Origin of the sequence: Rhizobium sp. R634, assembly GCF_002211305.1 — a bacterium.
Taxonomy (GTDB): domain Bacteria; phylum Pseudomonadota; class Alphaproteobacteria; order Rhizobiales; family Rhizobiaceae; genus Rhizobium.
The window spans coordinates 902,611-928,467 of the sequence record NZ_LOKW01000001.1 but is presented as its reverse complement, the minus strand read 5'-3'; the positions used below and the strand labels follow the sequence as shown (position 1 = coordinate 928,467).

The following is a 25,857-nucleotide window of genomic DNA, read 5'->3' as shown; positions in this document are numbered from 1 at the left end:
GAACCGGTGACCCCGCTATTCAGTGTCAGTGGCGTGCGAACGTCCTGGCCCGCATCGCCGATGCAACCGGATCAGGTGGTGAGTGGCCGACATGTACGCCGGCCCCGGGACGCCGCTATAACCGATAGAAGCGCGCGGCGTTGTCGTAAAACAGTGCGAGGCGCTCGTTTGGAGAATAGCTGGCGGTGATGGACTTGAAGCCGTCCATGATCTTGTCGTAGCTGCCGAACAGCTTGTCGACCGGGAAGTTCGAGGCGAACATGCACCTCTCGATGCCGAATGCCGCAATCGCCTCCTCGACATAGGGTCTGATGCTTTCGACCGTCCAGGTCCAATCGCCCATTCCGAGACCTGAGATTTTGCAGGCGACATTGGGCGCCTGCGCAAGCACGCGCATCCCACTTCGCCACCCCTCGAAATGGCTTGGTCCGTCTACCTGCATGCCCGTGTGGTTCAAGATGATCTGCACGTCGGGAAAATCGCGGGCGAGGTCGAGAAATTCTTCCATCTGCCAGTAGTAGAGCTGAAGGTCGAAGCTGAGACCCCGTCGGGCAAGCTGCTTGAAACCGCTGCGCCACTCCGGTGTCCGGCTAACGCCAGATTCAGTCAGGTAAGTCTTGGCAGGATCCTGGTGGTAGTTCATCGACTGCCGAATGCCGCGGAAGTTCGCGCACGACATGTGCTCGTCAAGGAGATCGCCGACGTTCGGCTTACGAAAGTCGGCATATCCGACAATGCCGTGAGGAAAACCGTGCTTGTCGGCCACGCCCTGCAGCCACCGCGTCTCACCGGCCGGATCCTTGGGATCGTATCCAACATCAAGATGGACTGCCTTTACGAGGTTCTGATTTTTCGCGTCAGCCAGAAAGTCGTCGATGAGGTAAGTCTTGTTGATGGCGGTATAGTCGCCGAAGGCAGACGGCTTCACGCCGTCCGACAGCCACGGATAGTAGTTGTTGTCGAGATCCCACAGATGAAAATGCGGATCGATGATCGGGAGGTTTTTCATGCCTGCGGCCCTTCAAGAGATTGCCGAAAAGGACGCCGGCCAGACAGCCGGCGTCCGCACCACCTAGTTGGCTGGCGGGAACACCCGTGCGATGACGGCTTTCGCTTCCGGCGAGTCGACTTTGTCAGCCGTCACCAGCGGCATCACGAGAGCGAGGTCTTTCTTGACTGGCGTCCCGGAGATCGCGTTGAACACCTGCTGCGTCCCGTCGATGCCCTGTCCGACCGCCTCCTGGAAGAAGATGCCCTGGATCGCGTTCGACTTCAGCAGCGAGATCGTCGTCGGGCTGCCGTCCGCTACCGCGATGCCGACCTTGCCCGTAAGACCGCGGGTCTGAAGCACCTTGGCAGCGCCGGTCCCGGCCTCATCATACATGCCGTAAATGGCCTTGATGTCAGGATGGGCAGTGAGCATGTCATTGGCCTGCGTGACCGCCTCGTTGACGGTAAGACCCCGGGTCTCCAGCATCTGCGCCAGATCGCAGCCGCTCGCCTTGAACGCCTCTTCTGCACCCTTCAGATATTTCTGAGCGTTCTCCCGATCCTGCGGCAATGAGAGCATGCCGACCTGGTTGCCACCACGGTCCTTGGCGAGCTTGCAGACGAATTCGCCCTGCGCCTTGCCGGTCTCGTAATTGTTTGCCGTAACCGACGACGTGTAGTCTGTCTGGCCGGGCTGTGGGCCGATGCCGGCGAAGGCGATCGGGATGTTCTGCGATTTCAAATATGCGAGGAGCGGCGGCGTGCTCGTCGAGCTCACGGGGCCGATCACGATGGCGTCGACGCCCTTCGTCACCGCGGTGCGGGCATTGTCCATCTGTTTTGCCGGCGAATTTTCGGACGTGTACTCGACATAGTCCATGCCGAGTTCCTTGGCCTTTTCCTTCACGCCGTAGCCGACCCACTGCCAGTAGGAGATGTCAAGCGACGGCGCCAGGTACGCCACTGTCTTCTTTTCCTCAGCATGAGCGGCAGCCGAAATTGAAAGGGCCACCATTGCAACGCCGGCAAACAACCTTACTGCGTGTTTCGTGCTTTTCATTTTCATTCCTCCTCCAAAGACCGGCTTTGCCGGGTTGATGTCAAACGGCGGCCCCCCGCCGCGACTTGCTGAAGCGGTCGATAAGGACCGCGATGAGAATGGCGACGCCGGTGACCGACCCCTGCCAGAAGCTGTTGATGCCGATGAGATTGACGCCGTTCTGGATGACGGTAATCATCAGAGCTCCCAGCACCGCGCCGACAGCGGTGCCCGTGCCGCCGAGCAGGCTTGCACCGCCGATCACGACCGCCGCGATGGCCTGGAGCATGAGGCTTGATCCCGCGGTGGATTCTGCGTTGAGGATGTAGGAGATCGTCAGGAGGCCGGAGAACGATGCAAGCAGCGAGGACGCAACGTAGGCCACGAATTTCGTGCGCTTGACCGGAATGCCAAGCAGATAGGCAGCCGTCGAACTGCTGCCGACGGCATAGAACCAGCGGCCAGCCACCATCTTCTTCAGGAAGAGCTCGATTGCGATCAGAAGGATCACGCAGAAGAGGATGTAATTCGGAACGCCGGGTATCAGGCTGCCGCTGTTGAGGACCCAGAAGTCAGGATCGCCGATCGGCATCGAGCGCCCGTTCGTGACGATGAAAGCGAGCGAGCCGGCAACGGCAAAGGTGATGAGGGTTACGACGAACGGCGCCAGACCGGCGATCGTGACGAGGAAGCCGTTGATCGACCCGAAAACAAGTCCGACGCCGAGGCCGATCAGGCTTGCCGAGATACCGCCAAATCCATTTGCCATCGCCTGCGCGGTCACCATGCCGGTCAAGGAGAAGACCGAGCCGACGGAGAGGTCGATACCGCCGGTGATGACGACAAGCAGAACGCCCAGCGACATGATGATAAGAGGCGCACCGGCCTGCGTGATATTGGCAAAATTGCCCCAGGTGAGCGCCTGCGGAACCTGCGAGCCGACCGCAAGGGCCAGCAGCACGATTGCGAGAGCGATCGCAATCTCTGTCCTGTAGACGCTAAAGAGGCTTTCCCTCTGTCTGATTTGTGTTGCCGGCGCCTCAGTCGGCGCGATATGTGCCCGTGTCCCAGTCATGCGGCCATTCCAGTCAAGGTAACAAGTTTCTCTTCACTAAAGTCGTCGCGGTCCATCACGCCGGCACACCGCCCCTCGGTGTCGAAGGCGATGATGCGGTCGCAGACTTCCAGCAGTTCGGCATTTTCAGTGGACCACCAGACGATCACTGTGCCTGAAGCGGCCATCTGTCTGATGAGTTGGTAGATCTCTCGCTTGGTTCCGATATCGACGCCTCTGGTCGGCTCCTCGAGGACGAGCAGCCGGGAGGGCACGCCTAGCCAGCGGGCAAGCAGAAGCTTCTGCTGCGTGCCACCGCTCAGTGTGCTCGGCAGATCCCAGACGGAAGCGGCCTTCACCTTCAAGGCCTTCAGCAGATCGAGGCATTCGCCCGCTTCAGAGCCGCCAGCGAGGAGCGCGCCTCTGGTCACGCGGCGGGACGCCATCATGTTATCGATGATCGGAAGACTGTTGAGGACTCCCTTGGATGCGCGATCGCCGGTCACATATCCGGCTCCCAGGCGGGCGGCTTTGCGCGGCGATCGGAGCTGGCCCGGCCATCCCGCACGCGCAACCTTCCATCGCTTCTTCCGGGCGGCGCCTGTCAGCGCTTCGATCAGTGCCGCCGGTCCAGCCGGTGCGCCGGCCACGCCGAGGACGGTGCCCGGCAGCAGTTCCAGCCTCAAACCTGCCTCCTCGATGGTAATAGTGTCCGTCGCAGCGAAGGCGTCCGACCGGTAGTCGGGCCGCAGCGCCCGTTCCGGTGCATGAGAGGCTGCCACCTGCCCCATCTTTTCAATGATGCCGGTGTCCGTCAGCTCTTCCATCGGCTGACGATCAACCACGGTCCGGCCGTCGCGGATGATCGTGCAGACATTGGCGATCTGCCTGATCTCCTTCATTCGGTGCGAGACGAAGACAACCGACAGACCGGTATCTCGGGTCAGCCGCCTCAGCACCGCAAACAGCCTCTCCGTCTCAAGAGCGGTGAGATTGGCAGTCGGCTCGTCGAGGAGGATCAATTCCGCACCCGAAGAAAGAGCCCTGGCAATTTCAACCATCTGACCTTCGTGGAGGCTGAGGCTCCCAACTAGCCTGTGCAAGGACGTGGCAGCGAAATCCTGGTCGATCATACGCAGCGCGTCGTAGGCCTGTCCCGCCGCGGCCGTACGCCGAAACACGGCCGCACCTCTCCTGTGATGCGGCAGGGCAATGTTTTCGGCGACAGTCAGATGCGGCAGAAGCGCAAGTTCCTGGTGCACGACGGCGACCTTCACCCTGCCCTCGGCCTCGCTGCGTTCGCTGCCCTCGCTGTCGAAGAAGCGTATCTCTCCGTCGTTGCGCGAGGCCGCGCCCGTAATGATCTTGATCATCGTCGACTTGCCGGCGCCGTTACCGCCAAGCAGCGCGTGAACCTCCCCGCGAGCAACGGAGAAGTCGACGCCTTTGAGGACCGAGGTTGCACCGTAGGACTTTGTAAGTCCTCGGACGGTGATGACGTTCTTGGATGTTTCACTCATCGAACGCTCCTCAGTAGATCGTCAGCGCCGGCACAAAGCTGACCGCCAGGAGGAGGAGCATGGCCATGCCGAAGTACGGCCAGAGCTCGCTGGTCGTCGTTCCCAGCGGCGCCTTTGCGATCGACGACGAGATGAACAGGGTTGTGCCGATCGGCGGCGTGTAGAGCCCGATCCCGAGGTTGATCACCATCATCAGGCCAAGCTGGACCCGGTCGAGACCGATGGAATCGGCCAGAGGAACGAAGATCGGTCCGAGCAGGAGGATCGCCGGCGGCATATCGAGCGGCATGCCGACCACCAGCATGATCAGGTTCATCATCAAAATGATCACGATCGGGCTGGAGATGTGCGTCGAGACCCATTCGGCCATATGCTGCGGAGCCTGATCGAACGTCAGAACCCAGCCGACCGCCGCGCTGCCCATGATCACGAGCATGACGACGCCCGTCGCGACGCCCGCCTCCACCATGTTCTCGCAAAAGCGTTTCCAGGTCAGGTCACGGTAGAAGAGGATGCTGAGCAGCAGCGAGTAGACGACCGACAGGACCGAGACCTCTGTCGGCGTCGCCAGGCCGGAACGCAGAAAGACGATGATCAGGATCGGCAGCAGGATTGCCGGGAAACTTTGCAGTGCCAGCCGCGCCAGCTCGCGCTTGCGGACCTTAATGGCCTCGACGGCATACCCTCGCCTTACTGACACGTACCAGCAAACGAACACGAAGCTCGCCGCCATGATCAGCCCCGGAACGATGCCGGAGATGAACAGATCACCGACGCTGACGCCGCTGATCAGAGCGTAGAGGATCATTGGAATCGACGGCGGGATGAGGACGTCGATGACAGCGGAGGTCGCATTGTTGGCGGCGCAGAGTGCCGGCGGAAACCCGTGCTTCTTCTGCCAGGGGATGAGAACGGAACCGAGCGCACTCGCATTCGCCACGGCCGAACCGGATACGCCGCCAAAGACGACCGAGGATACGACCGTCGTCGAAAGCGGTCCGCCCCGCCACCGCTGCATCGCGCGAGAGGCGAGCTCTAGGAGCTGACGACCCAGTTCGCCGCCAAGCATCAGCGTGCCGGCAAGCATGAAGAACGGGAGCGCCAGCATTGGGAAGGACTGGGTCTGGTCGTAGACCTGCTGGGCGACCACCGAGAGCGGAACGTAACCGTTGAACAGGACTCCAAGCCCCGCTGCGATGATCAGCCCATAGCCGACGGGAACGGCGAGGACCATGAGGATGCAAAAGGAAACGATCATGACAAGTGTCATAGCGCGATCTCCTCTGGCTTGATCTCTAGGCGGTGATCCCAGCCGAGGCGGAGAACGCGGACGGTCGCGGCGAGGGTGACGATGGACACGAGCACCGCGCCGATCGACAGCGAGTAATAGCCGATGCTGTTCGGAAGCTGCAGGACGGGGCTGTGTTCAGCCCCAGCGATCTCGGCCACCACGGTCGCCTGATATGCCAGCACCAGAAATGCGGCAACGCTGATCGCATTCGCAACGATGAGGGCCGTCGTCCGGGCAGTGCCATCGAGCTTTTGGTAGAGCCATTCGACGGCCATATGCCCGCCGGCATGGGCTGCAACGATGATCCCGGCGATGATGAACCACGGAAACATCAGCATCGGCAATTCCTGGGCGAACGAAAGTCCCCCGCTCGCCGAAACATATCGAGCGATGACATTGGCCGTGGTGACCACCGTCAGCGCGATGCCGCTGACGATGATGACCGATCTCGCTACGGTGACGATGATGCCGGCGACCAGATCGACGGCTGAATAAAACCTGCTCATGAGGTCTCCGGATCTTGGGTAGGAGCCTCAGCCCCTCGCAGCCGCTTCCACCTGGGTGACGAAATTGCCGAACGGCTTCTTCTTCCAGCTGTCCGCGACGGACGCGGTCGCCTTGACGAAAGCGTCGTGATCGACCTCGATGACCTCGACCGCAGCGTTCTTCTTGAAGCTCTCGAGCACCTCAGCGGCCTTCTCGCTCGAGAGTTTCCGCTGCAGAGCACCCGCCTCCTTTGCCGCGGCCTTGACCGCCTCCAAATCGGGCCCCAGGCGGGCCTCAGCGATCTTCGACATCAGGAACGGCGTGGATTCCCATTTGTGGGCGGTTAGGCTGACGTATTTGTTGACCTCGTGAAGTTTCGAGCTTTCGATATTGGCGAGCGGATTCTCCTGCCCGTCGACAACGCCCTGCTGCAAAGCGATGTAGAGCTCGCCGAAGGCGATCTGTTCGGTGCCTGCTCCCAATGCCTGGAAGATGTCGATTGTCATCGGATCGGCCGGCGTCCTGATTTTCATGCCCGCTAGGTCGGCAGGCGAAGCCACCTTCCGCTTCGAGTTCGTCAGGTGCCGGATGCCGTTGTCCCACCAGTCGAGCGGTACGACTCCGACCGCTTCGAAGCGCCGGTTGAGCTCGGCGCCCACCGGACCTTTCAGGACGGCCACGGCCTTGTCCGTGTTTTCAAATAGAAACGGCAGGCCGAGCGCGCTGAGTTCTGGAACGATCGCCGAAGTTGCGCCCTGGCTGTTGGCGGTGAAATCCAGCGCGCCTGTCCTGAGACTGGTGAGCATCGCGGAGTCGCTGCCAAGCGTCTCGGCGCCTGCGACGTTGATCTGAATACGACCTTCGGTCTTCTGCTTGACGAGTTCCGCGAACTTAGCGGCAGCGACGGTTCTGGGATTGCCGGGAGCGGCGCCATGGCCGAGCGTCAGGGTCGTAGCGGCAGCGCTGGCGGATCGGCTTGAAAGCACGATTGCCGGGGCCGCGAGCGCAGCAGTGGCGGTCGCCAGGAAAAATCTTCTGTTCATCTGCAAGCTCATTTCATCCTCCATCACAAGCTTGTTTAAACGGCCGGCATCTCCTCAACCGGCCGACGTCGTCAGGTCGAGAGCCAGGTCTTGACCGCCTCCGTCACCTTCACGGTCGATAGCCCGTATTGGTCATGGAGCGTCGGCAAGGCACCTGCCTCCAGGAACTGGTCGGGCAGGCCGATCTGGCGGAAGCCCGGCGGTGCGACGCCGGCACGCAACAGCGTTCCGGCGACTGCCTCTCCGAGGCCGCCAATGACCGTGTGGTTCTCCGCCACGACCACCAGCCTTCCGCCCTTGCGGCACTCGGCGACGATCGTCGCCTCGTCGAGCGGCTTGATGGTCGGGACGTGCAGGACGGCAGCGTCGACGCCGTCGTATCGAAGCTGTGCGGCAGCCTCGAGCGCGCGCATCGTCATCAGGCCCGACGAGATGATGAGCGTGTCCTTGCCATCCCGAAGGAGCTTGGCCTTGCCGAGTTCGAACTTGTAGCCGTATTCGTCCAGGACCAGTGGAACGTTGCCGCGCAGCAGGCGCATGTAGACCGGCCCCTTATGAGCGGCGATCGCCGGAACCGCCTGCTCGATCTCGCTGGCGTCGCACGGATCGACGATCGTGAGGTTCGGCATGCCGCGGAACATTGCGAGATCCTCAGTCGCCTGGTGGCTCGGCCCATATCCCGTCGTCAGGCCCGGAAGGGCGCAGACTATCTTCACGTCCAGCATCTCCTCGGCGATCGCCAGGCAGATGAAGTCGTAGGCCCGCCGGGATGCGAAGACGGCATATGTCGTTACCCAAGGCTGAAAGCCTTCGCGCGCCATGCCGGCCGCCGACATCATCAGCAACTGTTCCGCCATCCCCATCTGGTAGAAGCGGTCGGGATGGGCAGCACGGAACACGTGAAGGTCCGTGTATTTCGCGAGGTCGGCGGACATGCCGACAATGCGGTCGTCCTTCCGCGCCAGAGCTGCCAGGGCGTTACCGAAAGGCGCGGGCCTGGTCGGCTGATCGGGGCCGGCAATCGATGCGATCATCGCCGACGTCGTAAGCCGGGGCTTGTCGACGCCGCTTTCAAGATGCGCAGGCCGGATGTACTTGGAACGCCTCATGCTTGCACTCCCGCATCGATGATCCTGAGGGCCTCGGCCCATTCGTGGGATTCGACGCGCAGGAAGTGGTTTCGATCGCGCGCCTCGAGGAAGGGCACCCCCTTCGCCATCTTCGTGTCGCATATGATGATGCGAGGCTTCGCCTCGGCGTAATGACGAGCAGCGTCGAAGGCTTCTACGAGCGCGCCGATATCGTTGCCGTCGACCCGCTGCACGAACCAGCCAAAGGCTTCGAATTTGGGGGCCAACGGTTCAAAATTGAGCACCCCGATCGATGGGCCGTCGGCCTGCATCTGATTGACGTCAACGATGCCAATCAAATTGTCGAGCTTATAGGAGCCGGCCGACATCGCGGCCTCCCAAGTCGAACCTTCATCGAGTTCGCCGTCGGAGAACAGGTTGTAGACGAAGGACGAGGACTTCTTCCGCTTCAGCGCCAGGGCCATGCCGACCGCGATGCCGAGTCCGTGTCCGAGCGATCCGCCGGTGATTTCCATGCCGGGCGTGTAGGCGGCCATGCCGGACATCGGCAGCCGGCTGTCGTCCGTGCCGTAGGTCTCCAACTCGTCCTCGGGAATGATCTTGGCTTCGATCAGAGCAGCGTAAAGCGCGATCGCATAGTGGCCGATCGACAGCAGGAACCTGTCGCGGCCTTCCCATTCCGGATCTTCCGGCCGGTAGTTCGTGGCGTGGAAGTAGGATACGGCAAGGACGTCGGCGACGCCGAGCGCTTGGGCGATGTAACCCTGCCCCTGCACTTCGCCCATGCGCAGCGCATGACGGCGAATGCGCCGGGCGCGCTCTGTCAGGCTGATATTGTGGCCAATCTGGCTCATGTCGGTCTCTCTCGGGATTGAACCTCAGTGGATCAGCATGCCGCCGTTGACGTCGATGACCGCGCCGGTGACGTAGGCCGACAGATCGGAGGCCAGGAACAGATAGATATTCGCGACGTCTGCGGCCTCTCCGAGCCTGCTCAGAGGGATGCCCTTGATGATGTCGGCGCGCATCTGGTCGGTAAGTTTGCCGCCGGTGATGTCTGTCTGGATGAGGCCAGGCGTGACGGAGTTGACGCGAATGCCGGCTGGACCGAATTCGCGGGCCATCGCTTTGGCGAGGCCGAGCACGCCCGCCTTGGCTGCGGAGTAATGAGGCCCGCCGAAGATGCCGCCGCCACGCTGTGCCGATACCGAGGACATGCAGGCAATCGATCCGCCGCCATTGTCGCGCATGTAGGGGATGAAGGCCTGACTCAGGAAGAGCACACCGGTCATGTTGACCGCCACGATCCGCTGCCAGTCAGCTTCGCTGATATCGAGCGTGCCGACCGGCTGGGTGATGCCGGCATTGTTGACGAGCGCGTTTACCGAACCGAAGGAGGCGATCACCTTCGATGCGGCCTCGGCGCATGACGACTTGTCGGCGACGTCGCAGCGAAGGCCGACGTGGTTACCGGACTTGACGCTGGGCAGCGACGCGGCCGCCTCCGCAGCAGCGTCAGCGTCGATATCGAGGATGGCGACGCGAGCGCCATGCTCGGCGAAAAGCTGCGCCGTTGCACGGCCGATGCCGCGCCTGCTCGCCGCGCCCGAAATGACCGCGGTCTTCCCATTGAGTAACATGTAATCTCCTCCCGATGCGTCCCAGCATCTGGCAAATCTTCGGCAAGTCAGTTGGCTTGCGGGGTCGAAACTGATCGAGTTGACGCCATTCGACAAACGCGAAGTTTACAACGGTGGGTGAATCTGGTTCACTAATCCGATGTTGCAGATGGCCTCACTCTCCGCGGTCCGCATCTTTGAAGCCGCAGCCAGGCTGGCGTCTTTTCGCGCTGCAGCCGAGGAGCTGCACCTGTCACCAAGCGCCGTAAGTCATGCCATTGCAAAGCTCGAGCGCGACCTTGGCATCTCGCTCTTCGAGCGAAGCACGCGAAAGGTCACCTTGACTCTGGCCGGCCAGACGCTCCTCTCCCACGCTTCGAATGCCTTCGAGGAGCTCCGCCGGGGTGTTGAGATGATTTCATCCAACAAGACTCACCTCCTGCGGGTTCACTGCGCGCCGAGCTATGCCGCGCAGGTGCTTTCTGCACGCCTTCCAGACTTCCTGGGCAAAAACGAGGGGGTAGAGGTCCGGGTGGCGGCAAGCACGAACTACGCGCGTTTCGTCGACGGTCTGTTCGATGTCGACATCGTCTACGGCGAACCATCGAACAGAGAAGATTTGATCGTTGTGCCGCTTGGAGAAGAGATCATTTCTCCGCTGTGTTCTCCAAAAATGGCTGAACGACTGAAAACTCCGCGCGATCTCGCGCGTCTCCCCCTCATCCGCAGCGATCTGAAAAGGATTCAATGGATCGACTGGTTTGAACTCAACAATCTCGGACCTCCGCCCCTGCCCGCCATGAGCTTCGATCGAAGCTTTCTGGCAGTCGACGCCGCGGCGAACGGGCTGGGGGTGGCGTTAGAGTCGAACACTCTGGCGCGGCGCGAACTGGACAGCGGGCGTCTGGTTCGGCCGTTCATGGACAGCCGCGACAACCGCTACATCGGCCACTACCTCGCCTATCCAAAAGCCGGCAGCCAGCGGCGGCTGTCAAAAGTGTTCGCCGATTGGCTGACGCAAGCTATTTGACAATATGCTTGTCCTCCCGGCAAAGGGCGGTATTGGTACCACTCATCAACAACGCGTTGAAGATGACGGCGGAGTTGTTTGTCGCGACATCGTGGAGGACCGATCGCTGCTCGCCGAAGCTACAGGCCTCGTGTACACCCAGCGGTCAGGATGCTAGATCAGGATCAAGCCTGCCCAATCCGATAGCCATCGTTATATCCCCCCGTTTCCGTCGCAAGCATGTCCGGAAGTTCTGCTGCCAGGAAGTCGAGGAAGGCCCTTACCGCCGGTAGGAGGCCTCTGCGCGAGGGAAATACGGCATGAAGACGATGCGCTTGCAATCGATAGTCCGGTAAGACCTTCATCAGGCGCCCTTCGCGGATTGCGTCTCCGCAGATATTGACCGGCAGACGCGCGACGCCAATTCCGGCCAGCGCGGCCTGACCGAGCACATAGACATCGTCTGTGATGAGCGTCGGCAGATATTCAATATCGATCGAACCGCCATCAGGCTTCAGCAGGCTCCAGAAGTTCTTTTCTCCTCTCACCCCGGCCGGGCCGACGCCGGGCTTACGCCTCAACGAATCCACGCTGTCGAAGGGACCGTATGCGGCTATGAATTCCGGGCTTGCGACCAGCATCTGCTCGCTTGTCCCCAAACTGCGAGTGACAAGATTGGAATCGTCCAGGCTGGATCTGATCCTGAGGGCGACGTCATAGCCCTCAGCAATCACGTCCACACGCCGATTTGTCAGGTCGAGCTCGAACTGGATCGCCGGATGCGCCTTCAAGAACTTGCCCAGCACTGGCGCGAGAAAGATGTGCGCGACACCAATCGGACAACTGACTTTCAACCGACCTGAGGGATGTTCTCCTGCCGAGGCTGCGACCTCGAGTGCAGCCAGGGCGCTTTGTGCCATGTTCTCGCAGTGCGGCAGGAGTGCTAGCCCGACTTCCGTCACGTGGAGCGCCCGCGTCGAGCGCTGCAGAAGCCGCACGCCCAGACGTCGCTCCAGGCCGGCGATACGGCGGCTCACTTTCGACTTCGGCAGGCCGTTCGCCAATGCGGCAGCGGAAAAGCTCCCATGGCGCACGACGGCGGCAAACAGCATGAGATCATTCAGGTCTTCCAATGCACGTCACCCCGCGTCACCACTTTGTTGCACACATAGAACAATTATTCTTAATTCAAACGACTAGTGAGACATTTGGCAAGTCGGTACCTGTTAGTCGAACTCACATCGGCCACGCTGACTGCATACGCTCCATGGAGACACGACATGTCCGTCATAAAGAGAAGAAGCTTGATCGCGATGTCAGCGGCCGGCGCTCTTGCGGGAATCATGCGGCAGCCGGCATCCGCGCAGACAGGACCGAACGAAATGGCTGAACAGAAAACGAAAAACGTGGTGCTGGTGCATGGCGCATTTACAGACGGCAATTGCTGGAGCGAAGTCATCCTCCGGCTTGCCTCAAAGGGATACACCGTCACGGCCGCACAAATCCCCCTGACATCGCTCGCCGATGACATCGCCTACATCAAAAATGTCCTGAGCCGCCAGTCCGGCCCTGTCGTACTGGTGGGGCATAGCTGGGGCGGCATGGTGATCACTGAGGCCGGGCTTTTGCCGAACGTCACGTCTCTCGTCTATGTGTCGGCGCTGGTGCCTGAGGAGAATGAGTCGGCTATTGACCTTCAAAATCATGGTTCGCCTTCTTCCGGCATGGAAGGAGCGCGCCCCGACGGCCGCAATTCGCTGTGGTTCGACCCGGCTTATTATGGGCCCGCGCTCGCAGGCGATCTTCCGCCCGAGAGGATCCAGCTTCTTGCCGCCACACAGAAGCCTATCGCCGCAACCTCGTTCGGTGAGAAGGTAGTCGGCACCGCTTGGAAGAAAAAGCCGTCTTGGTATCTTCTGTCCAGGAACGACCGAGCGCTTGCGCCCGAACTCCAGAGCTGGATGGCTCACCGCAGCAAGGCTGCCATAACGGAGGTCTTCTCGAGCCACATGTCCCTGATATCCCATGCAGATGTCGTCACCGCACTGATCGAAGACGCCGCACAAGCCTGAGCTGCGGGCGCATCGACCCGCCTCCTTATCCCCGAGTGACCGCGGCCATGCTCGCCATGCCGGCGATCATCAGCGTCCGTTGTCCATCGACTGAATGCGCCGCGAGAGGCGCATGAAAGGAATTCTCATGAAGATACTGCAAATCAATTCCAGCGCGCGAATTGACGGCTCCGCCTCCTCCGCTTTGGCCGACACCATCGTCCGCCATCTGAGAGGGATTGATCCGGACGCTGTCGTCCAGATTAAGAACCTGGCACGCGATCCGGTCCAGCCGCTCGATGAACTGGCGGTCGCGGCACGGATGCTCCCTCCCGACGCGCGAACGCCAGATCAGACCGCCCGAGTGCTCGAAGACGAACGTCACGTCGTTGAACTCCTGCGGGCGGACATCATCGTCATCGGTGCGCCGATGTACAACTTCAACATTCCATCCCAGTTGAAGAACTGGATCGATGCCGTCGCCAAACCGGGTGCGACATTCCGTTATACGGAGACCGGACCGGTCGGCCTGGTGACGGGCAAGAGGGCGATCATCGCCCTGACGCGGGGCGGATTCTACAGGGATACGCCCGCCGACACGCCGGCGCAGTATCTAAGATACATGCTGGGCTTTCTCGGCATCGCGGACGTCCAGTTCATCTATGCTGAAGGGATGGCGCGCGGCCCGGAAATGACGGCCAAAGCATTCCGCGACGCCGACGAGCAGATCCTGAACCTCGTGGCATAATTCTTCCACTCCTTTAAGGAAATCCACCGATGCTTTATGTCGTTACTCTCACCTACATCCGCCCCATGGATGATATAAAAGCCCATCTCGACACCCATCGCGAATGGCTCGCCGAACATCTAAAGGCGGGAACAATCATCGCCGCTGGCCCTATGGAACCGGCCGTTGGCGGAATCGTCCTTGCCCATTGCGCCAGCCGGGAAGAACTCGACGCGATGTTGAAAACCGACTCCTTCCATAGGCAGAACCTGGTCGAATATGACATACGCTGCTTCAAACCCGCCCTCGGCGCGGAAGCCTTTGCGGAAGCTTTGACTCTGAAACCAAACCTGATCTGAGCGACCACGATGCTACTCCGACAACGCTGCTGAGGCCGGAGACTTTAGCGAACGCAGTGCAGACAGAATACCTTCTGCATCCGCTTCGTCAGCACTCCACATCGACAGGTGACCGAGGCGGTCCGCAATGACGCCTCGCAACAGGCAAACACATTTTGCTATTTTACATTTGGCTCAGTGGTAGGCGAAAGAGAGGCCCGCACGCGGAAGGATCGGTCGGGGAACCCGTGCCCCTGACGCTTGTGCAACCGCTGCGCCTACGCCGTGTTGCCGCGGAAACCCCTGTCGTTTTGAATCGGAAAGGAAATGACTTGCATATTGCACACGTTGCCATTTGGACTCCCGACCTCGACCGACAGGTTGCATTCTGGCAGACGTATTTCGATGCCGAGATTGGGGAGCCCTATCATAGCAAGCGCCGAGAAGGTTTCGTTTCGCGCTTCATCAAGCTTGCCGACACAGGTGCCGAAATCGAGCTCATGACCGGACCGTGGATTGATCCCAGTGAAGATCGGGAAGCAAGCGGATGGGATCATATTGCCATTTCTCTCGGGAGTCAGAAGGCGGTCGACGAAATGGCCGCCAGATGCAAGATCGACGGGATCCTAGTTTCGGGTCCACGAATGACGGGCGACGGCTATTACGAGGCCGTCATCGCGACGCCTGACGGCTCGCGCGTCGAGATAACCTCCTAATCGCAAAGTCCGGACAACGAGTGCCGGACTTCATCATCAATCCGTGAGACGGCGGTGGATATGCCGTCCCTGATCATTTGCAACGACGGAGCCGTGAAAGGGCATCGCCGCTGGCAATATTGTCGTATTCCGTGCATGCGTCAGGCTTGTTCGAAGCGGCAACAGCCAGACCGCGGCTGGGTTCTGCGGCAGCGCAAGGGAGATCGCGAGCTCCCAGCAACCCTTTCATCGTCTCCTTTCTCGTACGAACAGACGCAACTTCCGTATCGATTCGACCGGCTTCAACGTCAAAGACCTCGTCCCATGGGCGTTCGCACTTTGATGATAAGTGACGCAATGTGACGCGCCTGCCTTAAAGGCGAGTTGACATGCCAGGTCTGCTTCTGGATTATTTCACTGTACGAGAGTTACTTTCACTCAGTGAAATAGGAAAGAGACCATGACAAAACAAACGCTGTCCAAGGAAGAGATAAACGGCGTCATCCCGCCACTCGTTTCCACATTTGCGGCGGACGGCAGCCTGGATTTCGAGCTGTTCCGAAATGAACTGCGCTTCATGGAATCCGTCGGTGTCACGCTGGCTGTCGTTGGAGGCAGTACGGGCTCGGGAGACGAGCTGAGCGCCGAGGAGCTGGGCCAGCTTGTCAATGAAGCCGTGCAGAACAGCAATATGCGGATTATTGCCGGCGTCATCACGACCACGACGAAGGACGCTATCCTAAGGGGCCAGAAGGCAAAAGAGGCTGGCGCAAGCGCGTTTATGGTCGGGCCGCCGATCTATACGACGCCGTCGCAGGAGGGTCTCGAGGCGTTCGTTCGAGACATCCATGACGCGACGCAAATGCCGATCATTTTCTATAACCACTTTTTCAGCCCTCCGTCGGCAATGCAGCGTATCGCCAAACTAACCGGTGTCATTTGCGTAAAAGAGGTCGCCCTTGAACCGGTCGCGGAGCTTGTCCAGACCGTGGGAGATCGCGTCGCGATCGCTGCCGGCGCGGATAGCGTGAACATCGCAAGTTTTTTGTTGGGCGCAGACGCCTCGATCTCCGGCGTGAACACTGTGATTCCGAAAGAATACGGCGAAATTTACCGGGCGCACCTGGAAGGCGATTACAGGCGGGGACGTGAATTAACGGAAAAAATCGCGCCTCTTGCCCGAGAGATGATCAAGCCAGCCAACTTTCCCGCACGCGTCAAGTTCGCCATCAATCTGCTTGGCCGCAAGGTAGGCGAGCCCAGGAAGCCAAGCGGCGATCTAGCCATGGAAGATCAAGACAATATTCGCGCTGCACTGCGCCACGCCGGACTTATCGCCTAGGCCAGGACGTGCCGAAGGATGTCGGATCACCATAAGTGTTCCGGCATCTCATCCTCTCGCCGTTACAACACAAAAAAGGGAGCAGCTGTTATGAAAGAGACGAGCATCAACATCTTCACATCGACCACCATGCCGCGCCGCAATTTCCTCAAAGCGGGTCTGGCAGTCGGGTCATGCATCGCACTAGCCCCGGCGATCGCGGATCGAGCGCATGCCGGCGAACCGTCCCGCGGCGGCACTCTGCGTGTGGGTCTCGGCGCAGCAGGCGCTAAGTCGTCGCTCAATCCCTTCATCTCGACGGGAGACATGGACTTTGCCGTCGCTCAGTCGATCTACGACCGATTGACTGATTTCGACGGCAACGGACACATCTACAACAGCCTGGCCGAAGACTTCAGCCACAGCAAGGAAGGGAACGTCTGGAAAATTAGAATTCGCAGCGGGGTTGTATGGCACGATGGAACGCCGTTTTCAGCCAAGGACGTTGTGTACTCGCTGCAGTACATGCTCACGCCGGAAAACAAGGCCGACGGCTTCACCAACCTATCGGGCTTGATGAAGCCCTCCGATATTCGAGCACTCGACGACAGCACCGTCGAAGTCTCGCTCGCTAAACCTTACGCACTTCTGCCCCAGGTTCTTGGGAGCAAAGTGATGTTTCTTGTAAAAGATGGCACCAAGGACTTTACTCAGCCGGTGGGCACCGGACCCTTCAGGTTCGTCGAATGGAGCCAGGGCCAACGGGTGACGCTGAAGCGGAACGATGCCTTTCGCACTCCGGGAATGCCGTATCTCGACGGTGTCGAATTCATTGCTATCAATGATCCGACGGCGCGGATGAACGCCCTAATTGCTGACCAGGTCGATGTTGTCGCACAACTCGATGGCAACCTTGCGCGTATCGTCGAGGCGAACCCTGCTATGGCTTTGCTGCGCTCAACGAGCGCAGCTACGACAGACCAGTTCATGATGGTCGCCCAGAAGCCGTTCACCGATGTCCGCGTACGTCAAGCGATGCGGCTTCTTGTCGACCGCGAACAGTTGGTGGCTAACGCCTTGGCCGGCTACGGCAGGATCGGCAACGATCTTCATTGCATAACCGACCCCGACTACGCCTCCGCGCTGCCGCAAAGGCAGCACGATCCGGATCAGGCTCGATCGCTCCTGAAACAGGCGGGATACGACAACGATCTGTCATTTGAGCTGTACACCTCGGACGCCGCGCCGGGAATGTTGGCATCCGCAACCCTCATTGCCAACCAAGCAAAGCAGGCAGGAGTGAAAATCGATCTAACCGTCGTCCCGCCAGACAGTTATTACTCCGGCCCGAAATTCAAGAAGACGGCTATGGCCAGTTCAGATTGGGGACAACACACAATCGAATCCGTTTTTGGACAGGCCTATGCCCGCGGCGCATATTGGAACGAACCGGATTGGACGAACGACGCCTTCGACAAGTGGGTTTCCATGGCTCGCACGACGTTCGATCCGTCTCAGCGGAAGGACTATCTCTTTGAAGCGCAAAAGATCATCTGGGAAGACGGCGGCTATATAATCTGGGGCTTTAGAGATCTCTTGGACGCGGCAAATGTCCGTGTGAAAGGGCTTTCTCCTTCCAGTCAACGCAATCTCGGCTACTACCGGTTCGAAGGGATTTCGCTCGAAGCCTAGGATCCACCCGAACCTAACGATTGCCCCGCCTCCCCCGAGGTGGGGCAACATCAAGAAGGGAGCCATGGATGGTTACTGCCCGTCTTTCAAAGTTGGTGATGGCAAGACTAGCGCTGTCTGTTTTCACGTTGATAGCCGTCTCGGCTGTCGTCTTCACCGCGACACTTTTTCTTCCCGGAGATCCTGCAAGGGCCGCACTCGGCCCCAAAGCTGATCCTGCCGCCGTGGAAGCCTTGCGCACCGAGTTTGGGTTGGACCGACCGGCAATCTCTCAATATCTCTCATGGGCTTCCGGCGTAGCGTCGGGGGATTTCGGCAGATCGATTCCATCGGGTCGTCCAGTTTGGGAGATGATCCGGCCGAAGGCAGTAAATACCGTCATCCTCACTATCTCTTCGCTTCTGGCGCTGATTCCGCTCTCGTTTTTGCTCGGGACCGCCGCTGCGGTATGGAAGGACAGATTGCCCGACCACATCATCACGGTCCCGACAATCGTACTTGTAGCCCTGCCGGAATTTGTCGTCGGCACGGTCCTGATCGTTGTCTTCGCCGTCGGTCTGAATTTCCTTCCGCCGGTATCACTGATCCAAGGCAACAGAACGCTGCTGTCGCAGTCGACCCTCTTCATTTTGCCTGTTGTTACACTCCTTTGCACCACTCTAGCCCAGGTCGTTCGCATGGTGCGGGCTGTGGCCATCGAGGTCCTTTCGGCGGAGTACGTGTACATGGCTCGTCTTAGAGGCCTCAGCCCGGCTCGTGTGCTCATACGCCATGTCTTTCCGAATGTCGTAACGCCGTCGATCCAGACCATCGCACTGAACGCCGCCTGGCTCGCAGGTGGGGTCGTCGTTACCGAGGCCGTGTTCCAACTGCCTGGTATCGGCAGCGCATTTGCAGACGCAGTTATCAACCGCGATATGCCCACGGTCTTGGCCATAACCCTTTTGATTACCGGAACTTATGTGCTGATCAATCTGGTGTCCGAGGTTCTCATCATGCTTCTCAATCCTCGACTGCGAGCCCAAAGCGCTTCGCTTTGATACGTGAGGAGGAACAAATGCTTCGAACTATGCAGATCATGTTTTCTAACCGCGCATCATGGATCGCGTTGCTTCTCACGATCATAATCGTCGGTGTCGCAACGATCGGACCATGGCTCACCCCTTACGCGTACGACGAAATCGTCGGCCCCCCGTTTTCGCAATTATCGCGTGATCACATCCTGGGAACGGATTTTTTGGGGCGAGACGCTTTCAGCCGTTTTCTCTCCGGAGGTCAAACCGTTTTGATGATAGCCGTTCTGGCAACAACCCTGGCTTTTCTGATCGCAGTACCCATCGGCATACTGTCAGGTCTTCGTCGAGGCTCGTTCGACCATACTCTCGTCGCGCTCTCCGACATTGTTTATGCCTTGCCTCCTGCGATCTTCCTGCTTGTGCTGCTTGCGGCAACCGGCCCAAGCCTTACCACTGTGATATTTGGCATCGTCTTCATCCACGTGCCACGTGTTCTAAGAATTGTTCGATTGATCACGATCGACATATCTCGAAACGAGTACGTTGAAGCCGCATTCGTTAGAGGTGAACGCTGGCTGGCTGTGTGTCTCAAGGATATCCTTCCAAATATTCTTCCTCCGGTGTTGGCGGATTACGGCGTCCGGCTCTGCGGATCGATCATCCTTTACGCCTCGCTCAGTTATCTTGGTCTGGGGCTGCCACCTCCTGCAGCGGATTGGGGAATGATGATAAGTGAGAACCGCTTGGGCATCACGATCTCTCCCTGGCTTGCCATAGCGCCCGCGGCAGCGATAGCGATCTTCTCGGTGGCCGTGAACGTCCTGACCGACAACTTCGCCCGTTCCATCGGCCATTCGAAGAGGCAGGAAAATGCTTAATCCCCCGTTGCTTGTTCAGAACTTGTCGATGCGCGACACCGAGGGCCGCATCATCGTAGACGACGCCTCGATTACCGTCGGCGAGGGCGAAGTGCTCGCCATTATCGGGGAATCAGGGTCTGGTAAAACATCGTTAGCTCTTGGTCTGATTGGTTTTGCGCGCCCCGGTATGGTGTTTGGTGGTGGCAAGGTAATCATCGATAACAGGGACATTTTGGCACTCCCAGAGCGCGAGCTGCGCGGCTATCGCGGAAGCAAGGTTTCACTGGTCCCGCAAAACCCGACAACGAGCTTTAGCCCGCGCATGCGGGTCGGCGATCAAATCGCCGAACTGTTGCATGTTCACGGCTATCCGGCGTCGAAGATCGCCGAAATGAGGCGGGATATGCTCAAGGACGTAGGCTTGCCGACCGATGCCGGCTTCCTGCGCCGTTACCCGTTTGAACTTAGCGGCGGCCAACTGCAGAGGGTTGCGATTGGAATGGCCTTCATCACTCGTCCTCGCGTGATCGTCATGGACGAACCAACCACCGGTCTAGACGTCTCCACACAGCAAACCATCTTGAATCTGATACGCGAACTAGTCCAGACATCGAAAGCGAGTTTTGTGTACGTCACACATGACTTGGCGGTCGTGCATAATATTGCTGACACGGTCGCCGTTATGCTCGGCGGCAAGATCATTGAAAGTGGCACAAAGGAACAGATTTTCACCAGTCCGGCAACCGAGTACACTCGGATGCTCCTTAGCACGGTGCCGCAGTTACCCCCGCGCTGCACGGCTGAGGAAGAACCCAGCGCGCCGGACGGGGTGTTGCCAACTCTGCTTCAGGTAGAGGACTTGACCGTTTCTTACGGCCCCGTGCGGGTTGTTCATGGGGTCTCGTTTTCAATTGGCCACGGCGAATGCCTGGCTCTCGTCGGCGGCAGCGGCAGCGGAAAAACAACTACTGGACGGTGCATTGCCGGTCTCCATGCGAGCGGTCAGGGTCGAATCACTTTCCAAGATGTGGCTCTCAACTTCGGCTATGCGAACCGCTCGCGGGCACAATTGTCAGCCCTTCAGATTGTTTTTCAAAACCCTGACCGTTCCCTTAACCCGCGCGAATCCATCCAGGATGCGGTCGGCCGTGCGGCGATGCTCGCGGGTGTGGATAAAAGCTCAATCAAATCAAAAGTGACGCAATTACTCGAAAGAGTGCGCTTGCCAAAAAGGGTTTCCAACCTGTTTCCGGCCGACCTTTCCGGCGGAGAGAGACAACGTGTCGCAATCGCCCGGGCTCTTGCAATGGACCCCAGCTTGTTGATCTGCGATGAGATCACCTCGGCACTCGATGTCTCTGTGCAAGCCGCTGTTATTGATCTTCTGATGGAGCTGAAGCGCGATGGGTTATCCATGCTGTTCATAACGCACAACCTCCCATTGGTCTCAGAGATTGCCGAATCCATCATCATATTGAAGAATGGTGAGGTGGTTGAACGCGGCCCCGCCACTCGGGTTCTGCGTGCTCCCCGGCACGAATATACCAAACTGCTCTTGGACGCAGCACCGAGAGTTCAAGCTACGCGCCTCGCGCCTCGGGTGGTTCATTTTCCAAGTCAGCAAGGATAGGCGGATGGAATCAGAAAGCGGAAAGTCGAGCAAGTTTGATGCAGTCGACCGAGCGGTGGCAATCCTTGCGGCGCTTGGCTCCGCCAGCGGTCCGAGTTCGTTGTCGCAAATCGCTCGTGAGGTAGGATTGGGGCAACCGACGACGTCTCGCTATCTATCCAGCTTGGTAGGTCACGGGTACGTCGAACGCGACGGAAATGGCCGGTATGTCCTCGGCATTGGGGTTTATCTCCTGGGCCAAAAAGCCCTCCAACATCGAGACGTACGACATCTGGCGCGGCCGCAGCTTGAGGCGCTTCACAGTCGCTATAACGAAACGGTCAGCCTTGCGCTTTGGGTTCACAAGGAGCTGGTTGTCATCGATTGTATCGAGGCCACTCAGGCACTTAAGCAGGGAGCAACAGTGGGGTTGCCAAACCCATGGCACGCAAGTTCGCTCGGCAAATCAATTCTGGCCTGGTTGGACGAGGAGACACTCAACATTCTGTTGCCTCCGTCGGCGCTGGATACATTTACCAGAAATACGTTGTCGACAAGAGCCTCGCTGGAGGCGCAGTTCCAAACTATCCGCGCGCTTGGCTTTGCGGTCGATGACGAGGAATCGTCGCTCGGCGGGCGATGCATCGGTGCCCCCGTATTTGACGCGACGGGGCGTCCAAAAGGAGCAATTAGCATGAGCGGCCCCGTCAGCCGCCTTGTTTCCGAAGAAATTCCATCGATCGGTCTTGTTGTCTCCGAAGCCGCAAAAGAAATTTCTCGCGCCTTGGGCTACCAAGAATCGCTGCAACCCAGGATCCGAACTGTATGAAAATAGGTCTGGTCGGTACTGCTCATTGGGCATCCGAAATTCATGCTAAGGGGCTTGCCCGGGACCCGGGCCTAACATTCGTTGGCATTTGGGGAAGAGATCGAGTCAAGACAGCAGAGCTGGCCGCAGAGCACGAGGTTGCGCCTTATTGTGATTTTGGCCAGTTCTTATCCAAAGTAGACGCTGTAGCCTTCGCCGTCGCGCCTGGAGCCCAAGCCAAATTAGCGAAAACGGCCGCGGAACACGGAAAACAGGTGCTTATTGAAAAGCCGATTGCACTCACGGTGGACGACGGCCTCGCCTTAAGTGAGGCTATACACAAGAGTGGCGTACGCTCAGTTGTTTTCCTAACGCGCCTATTTCACCCTGGACTTCGGTCGCAACTTGCCCAGGCTGCTAAAGCACCCGGGTTGACGCATGGACGAGTGCGGATTGTAGCGAATTCCATGAGAGTTCCATCGCCGTACATCAACTCGACTTGGCGCCAGAGTCCGCGCGCAGCGCTTCATGATCTCGGTCCACACGCGCTTTCCGTCTTGGAGTATGTTCTTGGGAGCATCGTTAATATTTCCGCCGAACTCAATGCCAAAGGTCATATTCTGCTTTCCGCCCGTCATGAAAGCGGTGCCACCTCGGATGCGGAGCTGGCCTTAAGGGCCCTCGACGAGGACCTTGCGAGCGAAACCAGCTTCACTTGGAGTGGAGGCAAGGTCGAGCTGCCGCAGATTGACATGGTAAATGGCGGTGCTGCAGAGGCTTACCATGAGGCAATACGTCAGCTGACCGGCGGCAACGGCACGTATTGTGACGCGTCCTATGGTTTGCGCCTCCTCAGGCTCGTAGCGGAATGCGATGAGCAGCTACTTATCTCCAAATAGCGTCGCATCAGCCCCCAACAACGCTCCCGGGGTGGCACTGCAAGGCGAGTCGAGATCCAATTTCCTCAGAGCGCAGTGGTCCAGTTGAGTTGCACATATGTGACTGCAGCGGATCATTCACGATCGAAGCAATGTGGCGCGAATTCTGCGCACATCCGACGTCGGAATTTGCAGGTTGCGAACTGCAAAAAGCTGGCGGCGGATGCAATTCTCCAGATGCTGTTATCGATGTGCCGGTAAAACTGCGCACCAGAGACTGACTGAATATCTGCGAACATTCATGGCGACAAGAATGACGAATGTGAGGGCTGTCTTGGAAGGTTACGGCGCGGCGAACTGGTCTCTGTTCGCCGCCCCACCTAACACGCCTGAATGCACATCGCTTCCCAGCCTGCTTGACACCATTCAACGACAGCATGCCGCCTATTTTTGGGATGGTGCCGATGTAGCCACAGGTCTTCCTTACGACAGGCGAGGAACCAAGGGCCAGGTGATCTCGGATCTGGTTTCGCTCGGAGGCGTTGGCTTCGGTTTAATGGCGATAATCGTCATGGCACATCGAGAATGGTTGGCACGAGAACGCGCCGCCTCGCGTGTTTTGACAATACTCGAAGCCCTGCACAAGATAACAAGATTTCGCGGAGCGTTCCCGCACTTCGTAAAAGCCAGCGATCTCAAAACAGTCCCTCTTCAGCCGATGGACGACGGAGCGGATCTTGTCGAAACAGCATTGCTCGTCCAGGGGCTTTTATGCGCTCGGGAGTACTTCGATGAGGAATCGCCGGCCGAGGACAACATCAGAGAGCGAGTTAATCAGATTGTCACGACGGTCGAATGGAGCGGCTTCGTACGTCCGAAAGCCCGGCCATCATTGTTCTGGCACTGGAGCCCGAACCACGAGTGGTCCTTGAATTTGCCTATCACGGGGTGGAACGAGGGGCTCGTTGCCTATGTACTTGCGGCGGGCTCGCCGAACCACTTTATCGACCGGCAGGTCTTCCAACTCGGATGGAGAAACGAAGGAAAGTACCGAAATGGTAACAGCTATTATGGCCACAGCCTCCCCGCCGGCTTACCATACGGCGGTCCTCTCTTTCTCTCTCAGTTCTCGTTCTGCGGCTTGGATCCTCGGGGGCTTTTCGACGACCATATCGACTATTGGGATCAGGTCGTCGCTCATTGCAGAATTAACTACGAACATTGCAGACGAAATCCGATGGGACACATGGGTTATGGAGTATATGGTTGGGGTTTGACCGCATCAGATGGTCCCAAGGGCTACCTCGTGAGTTGCCCGCTTAGTGATGTCGGCGTTATTGCACCGACCGCCGCTCTATCAAGCTTCCCCTTCCTGCCCGACCAAGCGGAAGCTGCGGCAAGGGCGTTTCTCTCCTATGGAAACGGACGCTTGTGGGGGGCGTTCGGCTTTGCTGATGCGTTCGCTCCCGCTCAGAATTGGGTTTCCAATTGCAATCTTGCCATCAACCAGGGGCCGATCGTTGCAATGATCGAGAACTACCGGACAGGTTTGCTGTGGCGCTTGTTTACGAATGCTCCGGAAGTGGTGACAGGATTAACCCGCTTGGGAATTGGGAGGCGGCAACACCACCGAGCGGAGTTTCAGAGCGCAAGTCCGCCAGAGGGAGAAGGTTGTGAGCAATAAGCTTTTTTGGCCAGCGCCCACGGCGGATGTGCCCGGTCGCGGCAAGGACTCGGCTTTTCAGAAAGGCTCCGCCTATGTCGATGGGAAAATCGTACCGATCGAAGTGGCGAAGGTGCCCCTTTTAGATTGGGGCTTTTTGCGTTCGGACGCATGTCAGGACACCGTGTCGGTGTGGGATGGCAGCTTTTTCCGTTTGACTGACCACCTGGATCGTTTTGAGCGCTCTGTCCAGCGCCTTCGGATGGATACGGCTCCTGTTACAAGGAGCGATATCCACCGCATAGTCCACGAACTCGTTGCCGTGTGCGGTTTCCGTGATGCTTACGTTCAAATCATCATGACCCGCGGACGCCCCCCGATCGGTAGTCGCGATCTTCGTTTGTGTTCGAACAGCTTTCAGGCGTTCTGCGTACCGTACATGTGGATCGCGAACCCGGAAAAACAGGAAACTGGCATGGCACTTCACGTCAGCCGCCGCGTCAGAATTCCACCTCAGTCGGTAGATCCATTGGTGAAGCATTACCACTGGCTCGACTTTGAGATGGGATTGTTCGAAGCCTACGAGCACGGGGCCGATACGGTGGTTCTTAGCGATCTCGACGGCAATATTACAGAAGGGCCGGGCTTCAACATTTTCGCGGTGATCGACGGCTCTCTGAGGACCCCCTCTTTCGGTATGTTGGAAGGAATGACGAGGAGGACCGTCATAGAATTATGCAAAGAGCTGAATGTCGATGTCATCCAAGAGACCATTTCCTTTGAGCGGCTTCTGTTGGCCTCGGAAATCTTTCTCACAACGACCGCGGGCGGTGTTTTACCTGTCTGTTCGGTGAACGGAACCAGAATTGGTTCCGGGTCTGTGGGTGAAAAAACCCGCCGCATTCACCGGTCATACTGGGATAAGCGAAGCAGCGGATGGTATGGCGAGCGTGTCGCCTACACCCAAACAGAAACTTCGGAGCTCTCGTCACCTCAGGAAATGGATGGATTGCAGCAGCAGCCTGGTAGATGAAGCCGGCAGGCCAGATACGGGTTT

General features: G+C 58.7%; 25 protein-coding genes. 14 read left to right on the top strand and 11 right to left on the bottom strand.

Features of this window, described 5'->3' with window-relative positions; all coding sequences use genetic code 11:
- Positions 1 to 115 precede the first annotated feature (115 nt).
- From ATY77_RS04200 to ATY77_RS04155, 10 genes are all read right to left on the bottom strand, one after another.
- Complete coding sequence (locus tag ATY77_RS04200; protein ID WP_088686194.1) at positions 116 to 1,009, bottom strand: amidohydrolase; 894 nt, start codon at positions 1,007 to 1,009, stop codon at positions 116 to 118.
- A gap of 63 nt (positions 1,010 to 1,072) precedes the next feature.
- On the bottom strand, positions 1,073 to 2,050 hold the full coding sequence (locus ATY77_RS04195; protein ID WP_088686266.1) for a substrate-binding domain-containing protein: 978 nt from the start codon (positions 2,048 to 2,050) through the stop codon (positions 1,073 to 1,075).
- Positions 2,051 to 2,090: 40 nt separating this feature from the next.
- Positions 2,091 to 3,104, bottom strand: coding sequence for an ABC transporter permease (locus ATY77_RS04190; protein WP_088686193.1), 1,014 nt, complete (start codon positions 3,102 to 3,104; stop codon positions 2,091 to 2,093).
- Positions 3,101 to 4,603: a sugar ABC transporter ATP-binding protein gene (locus ATY77_RS04185; protein WP_088686192.1), complete on the bottom strand. Its 1,503-nt coding sequence runs from the start codon at positions 4,601 to 4,603 to the stop codon at positions 3,101 to 3,103. Before ATY77_RS04185 ends, ATY77_RS04190 begins: the two co-directional genes overlap by 4 nt.
- Before the next feature lie 10 nt (positions 4,604 to 4,613).
- On the bottom strand, positions 4,614 to 5,873 hold the full coding sequence (locus tag ATY77_RS04180; protein WP_088686191.1) for a TRAP transporter large permease subunit: 1,260 nt from the start codon (positions 5,871 to 5,873) through the stop codon (positions 4,614 to 4,616).
- On the bottom strand, positions 5,870 to 6,400 hold the full coding sequence (locus ATY77_RS04175; RefSeq protein ID WP_088686190.1) for a TRAP transporter small permease subunit: 531 nt from the start codon (positions 6,398 to 6,400) through the stop codon (positions 5,870 to 5,872). Before ATY77_RS04175 ends, ATY77_RS04180 begins: the two co-directional genes overlap by 4 nt.
- A gap of 27 nt (positions 6,401 to 6,427) precedes the next feature.
- Positions 6,428 to 7,435 carry a TRAP transporter substrate-binding protein gene (locus ATY77_RS04170; protein WP_088686265.1) on the bottom strand — a complete coding sequence of 336 codons (1,008 nt, stop codon included), beginning with the start codon at positions 7,433 to 7,435 and terminating at the stop codon, positions 6,428 to 6,430.
- A gap of 59 nt (positions 7,436 to 7,494) precedes the next feature.
- Positions 7,495 to 8,532 carry a transketolase family protein gene (locus ATY77_RS04165; protein ID WP_064844828.1) on the bottom strand — a complete coding sequence of 346 codons (1,038 nt, stop codon included), beginning with the start codon at positions 8,530 to 8,532 and terminating at the stop codon, positions 7,495 to 7,497.
- Complete coding sequence (locus ATY77_RS04160; RefSeq protein WP_088686189.1) at positions 8,529 to 9,368, bottom strand: transketolase; 840 nt, start codon at positions 9,366 to 9,368, stop codon at positions 8,529 to 8,531. Before ATY77_RS04160 ends, ATY77_RS04165 begins: the two co-directional genes overlap by 4 nt.
- 24 nt (positions 9,369 to 9,392) lie before the next feature.
- Positions 9,393 to 10,154 (bottom strand): glucose 1-dehydrogenase, encoded by a 762-nt coding sequence (locus ATY77_RS04155; protein ID WP_088686188.1) that lies wholly within the window; start codon positions 10,152 to 10,154, stop codon positions 9,393 to 9,395.
- Between the two features lie 139 nt (positions 10,155 to 10,293).
- On the opposite strand from ATY77_RS04155, the gene ATY77_RS04150 reads away from it, so the two are divergent.
- Positions 10,294 to 11,163: a LysR substrate-binding domain-containing protein gene (locus ATY77_RS04150; protein WP_088686187.1), complete on the top strand. Its 870-nt coding sequence runs from the start codon at positions 10,294 to 10,296 to the stop codon at positions 11,161 to 11,163.
- Between the two features lie 164 nt (positions 11,164 to 11,327).
- Here the strand turns inward: ATY77_RS04150 and ATY77_RS04145 are convergent, their stop codons facing one another.
- On the bottom strand, positions 11,328 to 12,275 hold the full coding sequence (locus ATY77_RS04145; protein ID WP_088686186.1) for a LysR family transcriptional regulator: 948 nt from the start codon (positions 12,273 to 12,275) through the stop codon (positions 11,328 to 11,330).
- A 147-nt stretch (positions 12,276 to 12,422) separates the two neighbouring features.
- On the opposite strand from ATY77_RS04145, the gene ATY77_RS04140 reads away from it, so the two are divergent.
- The 13 genes from ATY77_RS04140 (at position 12,423) to ATY77_RS04080 (ending at position 25,833) form a co-directional block, all read left to right on the top strand.
- The gene (locus ATY77_RS04140; protein ID WP_210199541.1) at positions 12,423 to 13,214 is read left to right on the top strand and encodes an alpha/beta hydrolase; all 792 of its coding nucleotides are present in this window, start codon (positions 12,423 to 12,425) and stop codon (positions 13,212 to 13,214) included.
- 112 nt (positions 13,215 to 13,326) lie between these two features.
- Positions 13,327 to 13,941, top strand: a complete 615-nt coding sequence (locus tag ATY77_RS04135) for an NAD(P)H-dependent oxidoreductase (protein ID WP_280950731.1) — start codon at positions 13,327 to 13,329, stop codon at positions 13,939 to 13,941.
- A 29-nt stretch (positions 13,942 to 13,970) separates the two neighbouring features.
- The gene (locus ATY77_RS04130; RefSeq protein WP_088678262.1) at positions 13,971 to 14,279 is read left to right on the top strand and encodes a YciI family protein; all 309 of its coding nucleotides are present in this window, start codon (positions 13,971 to 13,973) and stop codon (positions 14,277 to 14,279) included.
- A 311-nt stretch (positions 14,280 to 14,590) separates the two neighbouring features.
- Positions 14,591 to 14,974, top strand: coding sequence for a VOC family protein (locus ATY77_RS04125; RefSeq protein ID WP_088678261.1), 384 nt, complete (start codon positions 14,591 to 14,593; stop codon positions 14,972 to 14,974).
- Positions 14,975 to 15,413: 439 nt separating this feature from the next.
- Positions 15,414 to 16,295 (top strand): dihydrodipicolinate synthase family protein, encoded by an 882-nt coding sequence (locus ATY77_RS04120; protein WP_088686185.1) that lies wholly within the window; start codon positions 15,414 to 15,416, stop codon positions 16,293 to 16,295.
- A 90-nt stretch (positions 16,296 to 16,385) separates the two neighbouring features.
- Complete coding sequence (locus ATY77_RS04115; RefSeq protein WP_245314286.1) at positions 16,386 to 17,966, top strand: ABC transporter substrate-binding protein; 1,581 nt, start codon at positions 16,386 to 16,388, stop codon at positions 17,964 to 17,966.
- 68 nt (positions 17,967 to 18,034) lie between these two features.
- On the top strand, positions 18,035 to 19,006 hold the full coding sequence (locus ATY77_RS04110) for an ABC transporter permease (protein ID WP_088686183.1): 972 nt from the start codon (positions 18,035 to 18,037) through the stop codon (positions 19,004 to 19,006).
- A gap of 17 nt (positions 19,007 to 19,023) precedes the next feature.
- A complete protein-coding gene (locus ATY77_RS04105) occupies positions 19,024 to 19,860 on the top strand; it encodes an ABC transporter permease (protein ID WP_085740301.1) in 837 nt (278 codons plus the stop codon).
- Positions 19,861 to 19,888: 28 nt separating this feature from the next.
- Positions 19,889 to 21,472, top strand: coding sequence for an ABC transporter ATP-binding protein (locus ATY77_RS04100; RefSeq protein WP_245314285.1), 1,584 nt, complete (start codon positions 19,889 to 19,891; stop codon positions 21,470 to 21,472).
- 4 nt (positions 21,473 to 21,476) lie between these two features.
- Positions 21,477 to 22,280 carry an IclR family transcriptional regulator gene (locus tag ATY77_RS04095; RefSeq protein ID WP_088686181.1) on the top strand — a complete coding sequence of 268 codons (804 nt, stop codon included), beginning with the start codon at positions 21,477 to 21,479 and terminating at the stop codon, positions 22,278 to 22,280.
- Entirely contained in the window at positions 22,277 to 23,158 is an 882-nt protein-coding gene (locus ATY77_RS04090; protein ID WP_088686180.1) for a Gfo/Idh/MocA family oxidoreductase, read from the top strand. Before ATY77_RS04095 ends, ATY77_RS04090 begins: the two co-directional genes overlap by 4 nt.
- Positions 23,159 to 23,450: 292 nt before the next feature.
- A complete protein-coding gene (locus tag ATY77_RS04085; RefSeq protein ID WP_245314284.1) occupies positions 23,451 to 24,821 on the top strand; it encodes a glucoamylase family protein in 1,371 nt (456 codons plus the stop codon).
- Positions 24,811 to 25,833, top strand: a complete 1,023-nt coding sequence (locus ATY77_RS04080; RefSeq protein WP_245314283.1) for an aminotransferase class IV — start codon at positions 24,811 to 24,813, stop codon at positions 25,831 to 25,833. The genes ATY77_RS04085 and ATY77_RS04080 overlap by 11 nt, the downstream gene beginning before the upstream one ends.
- The last annotated feature ends 24 nt before the right edge of the window (positions 25,834 to 25,857 follow it).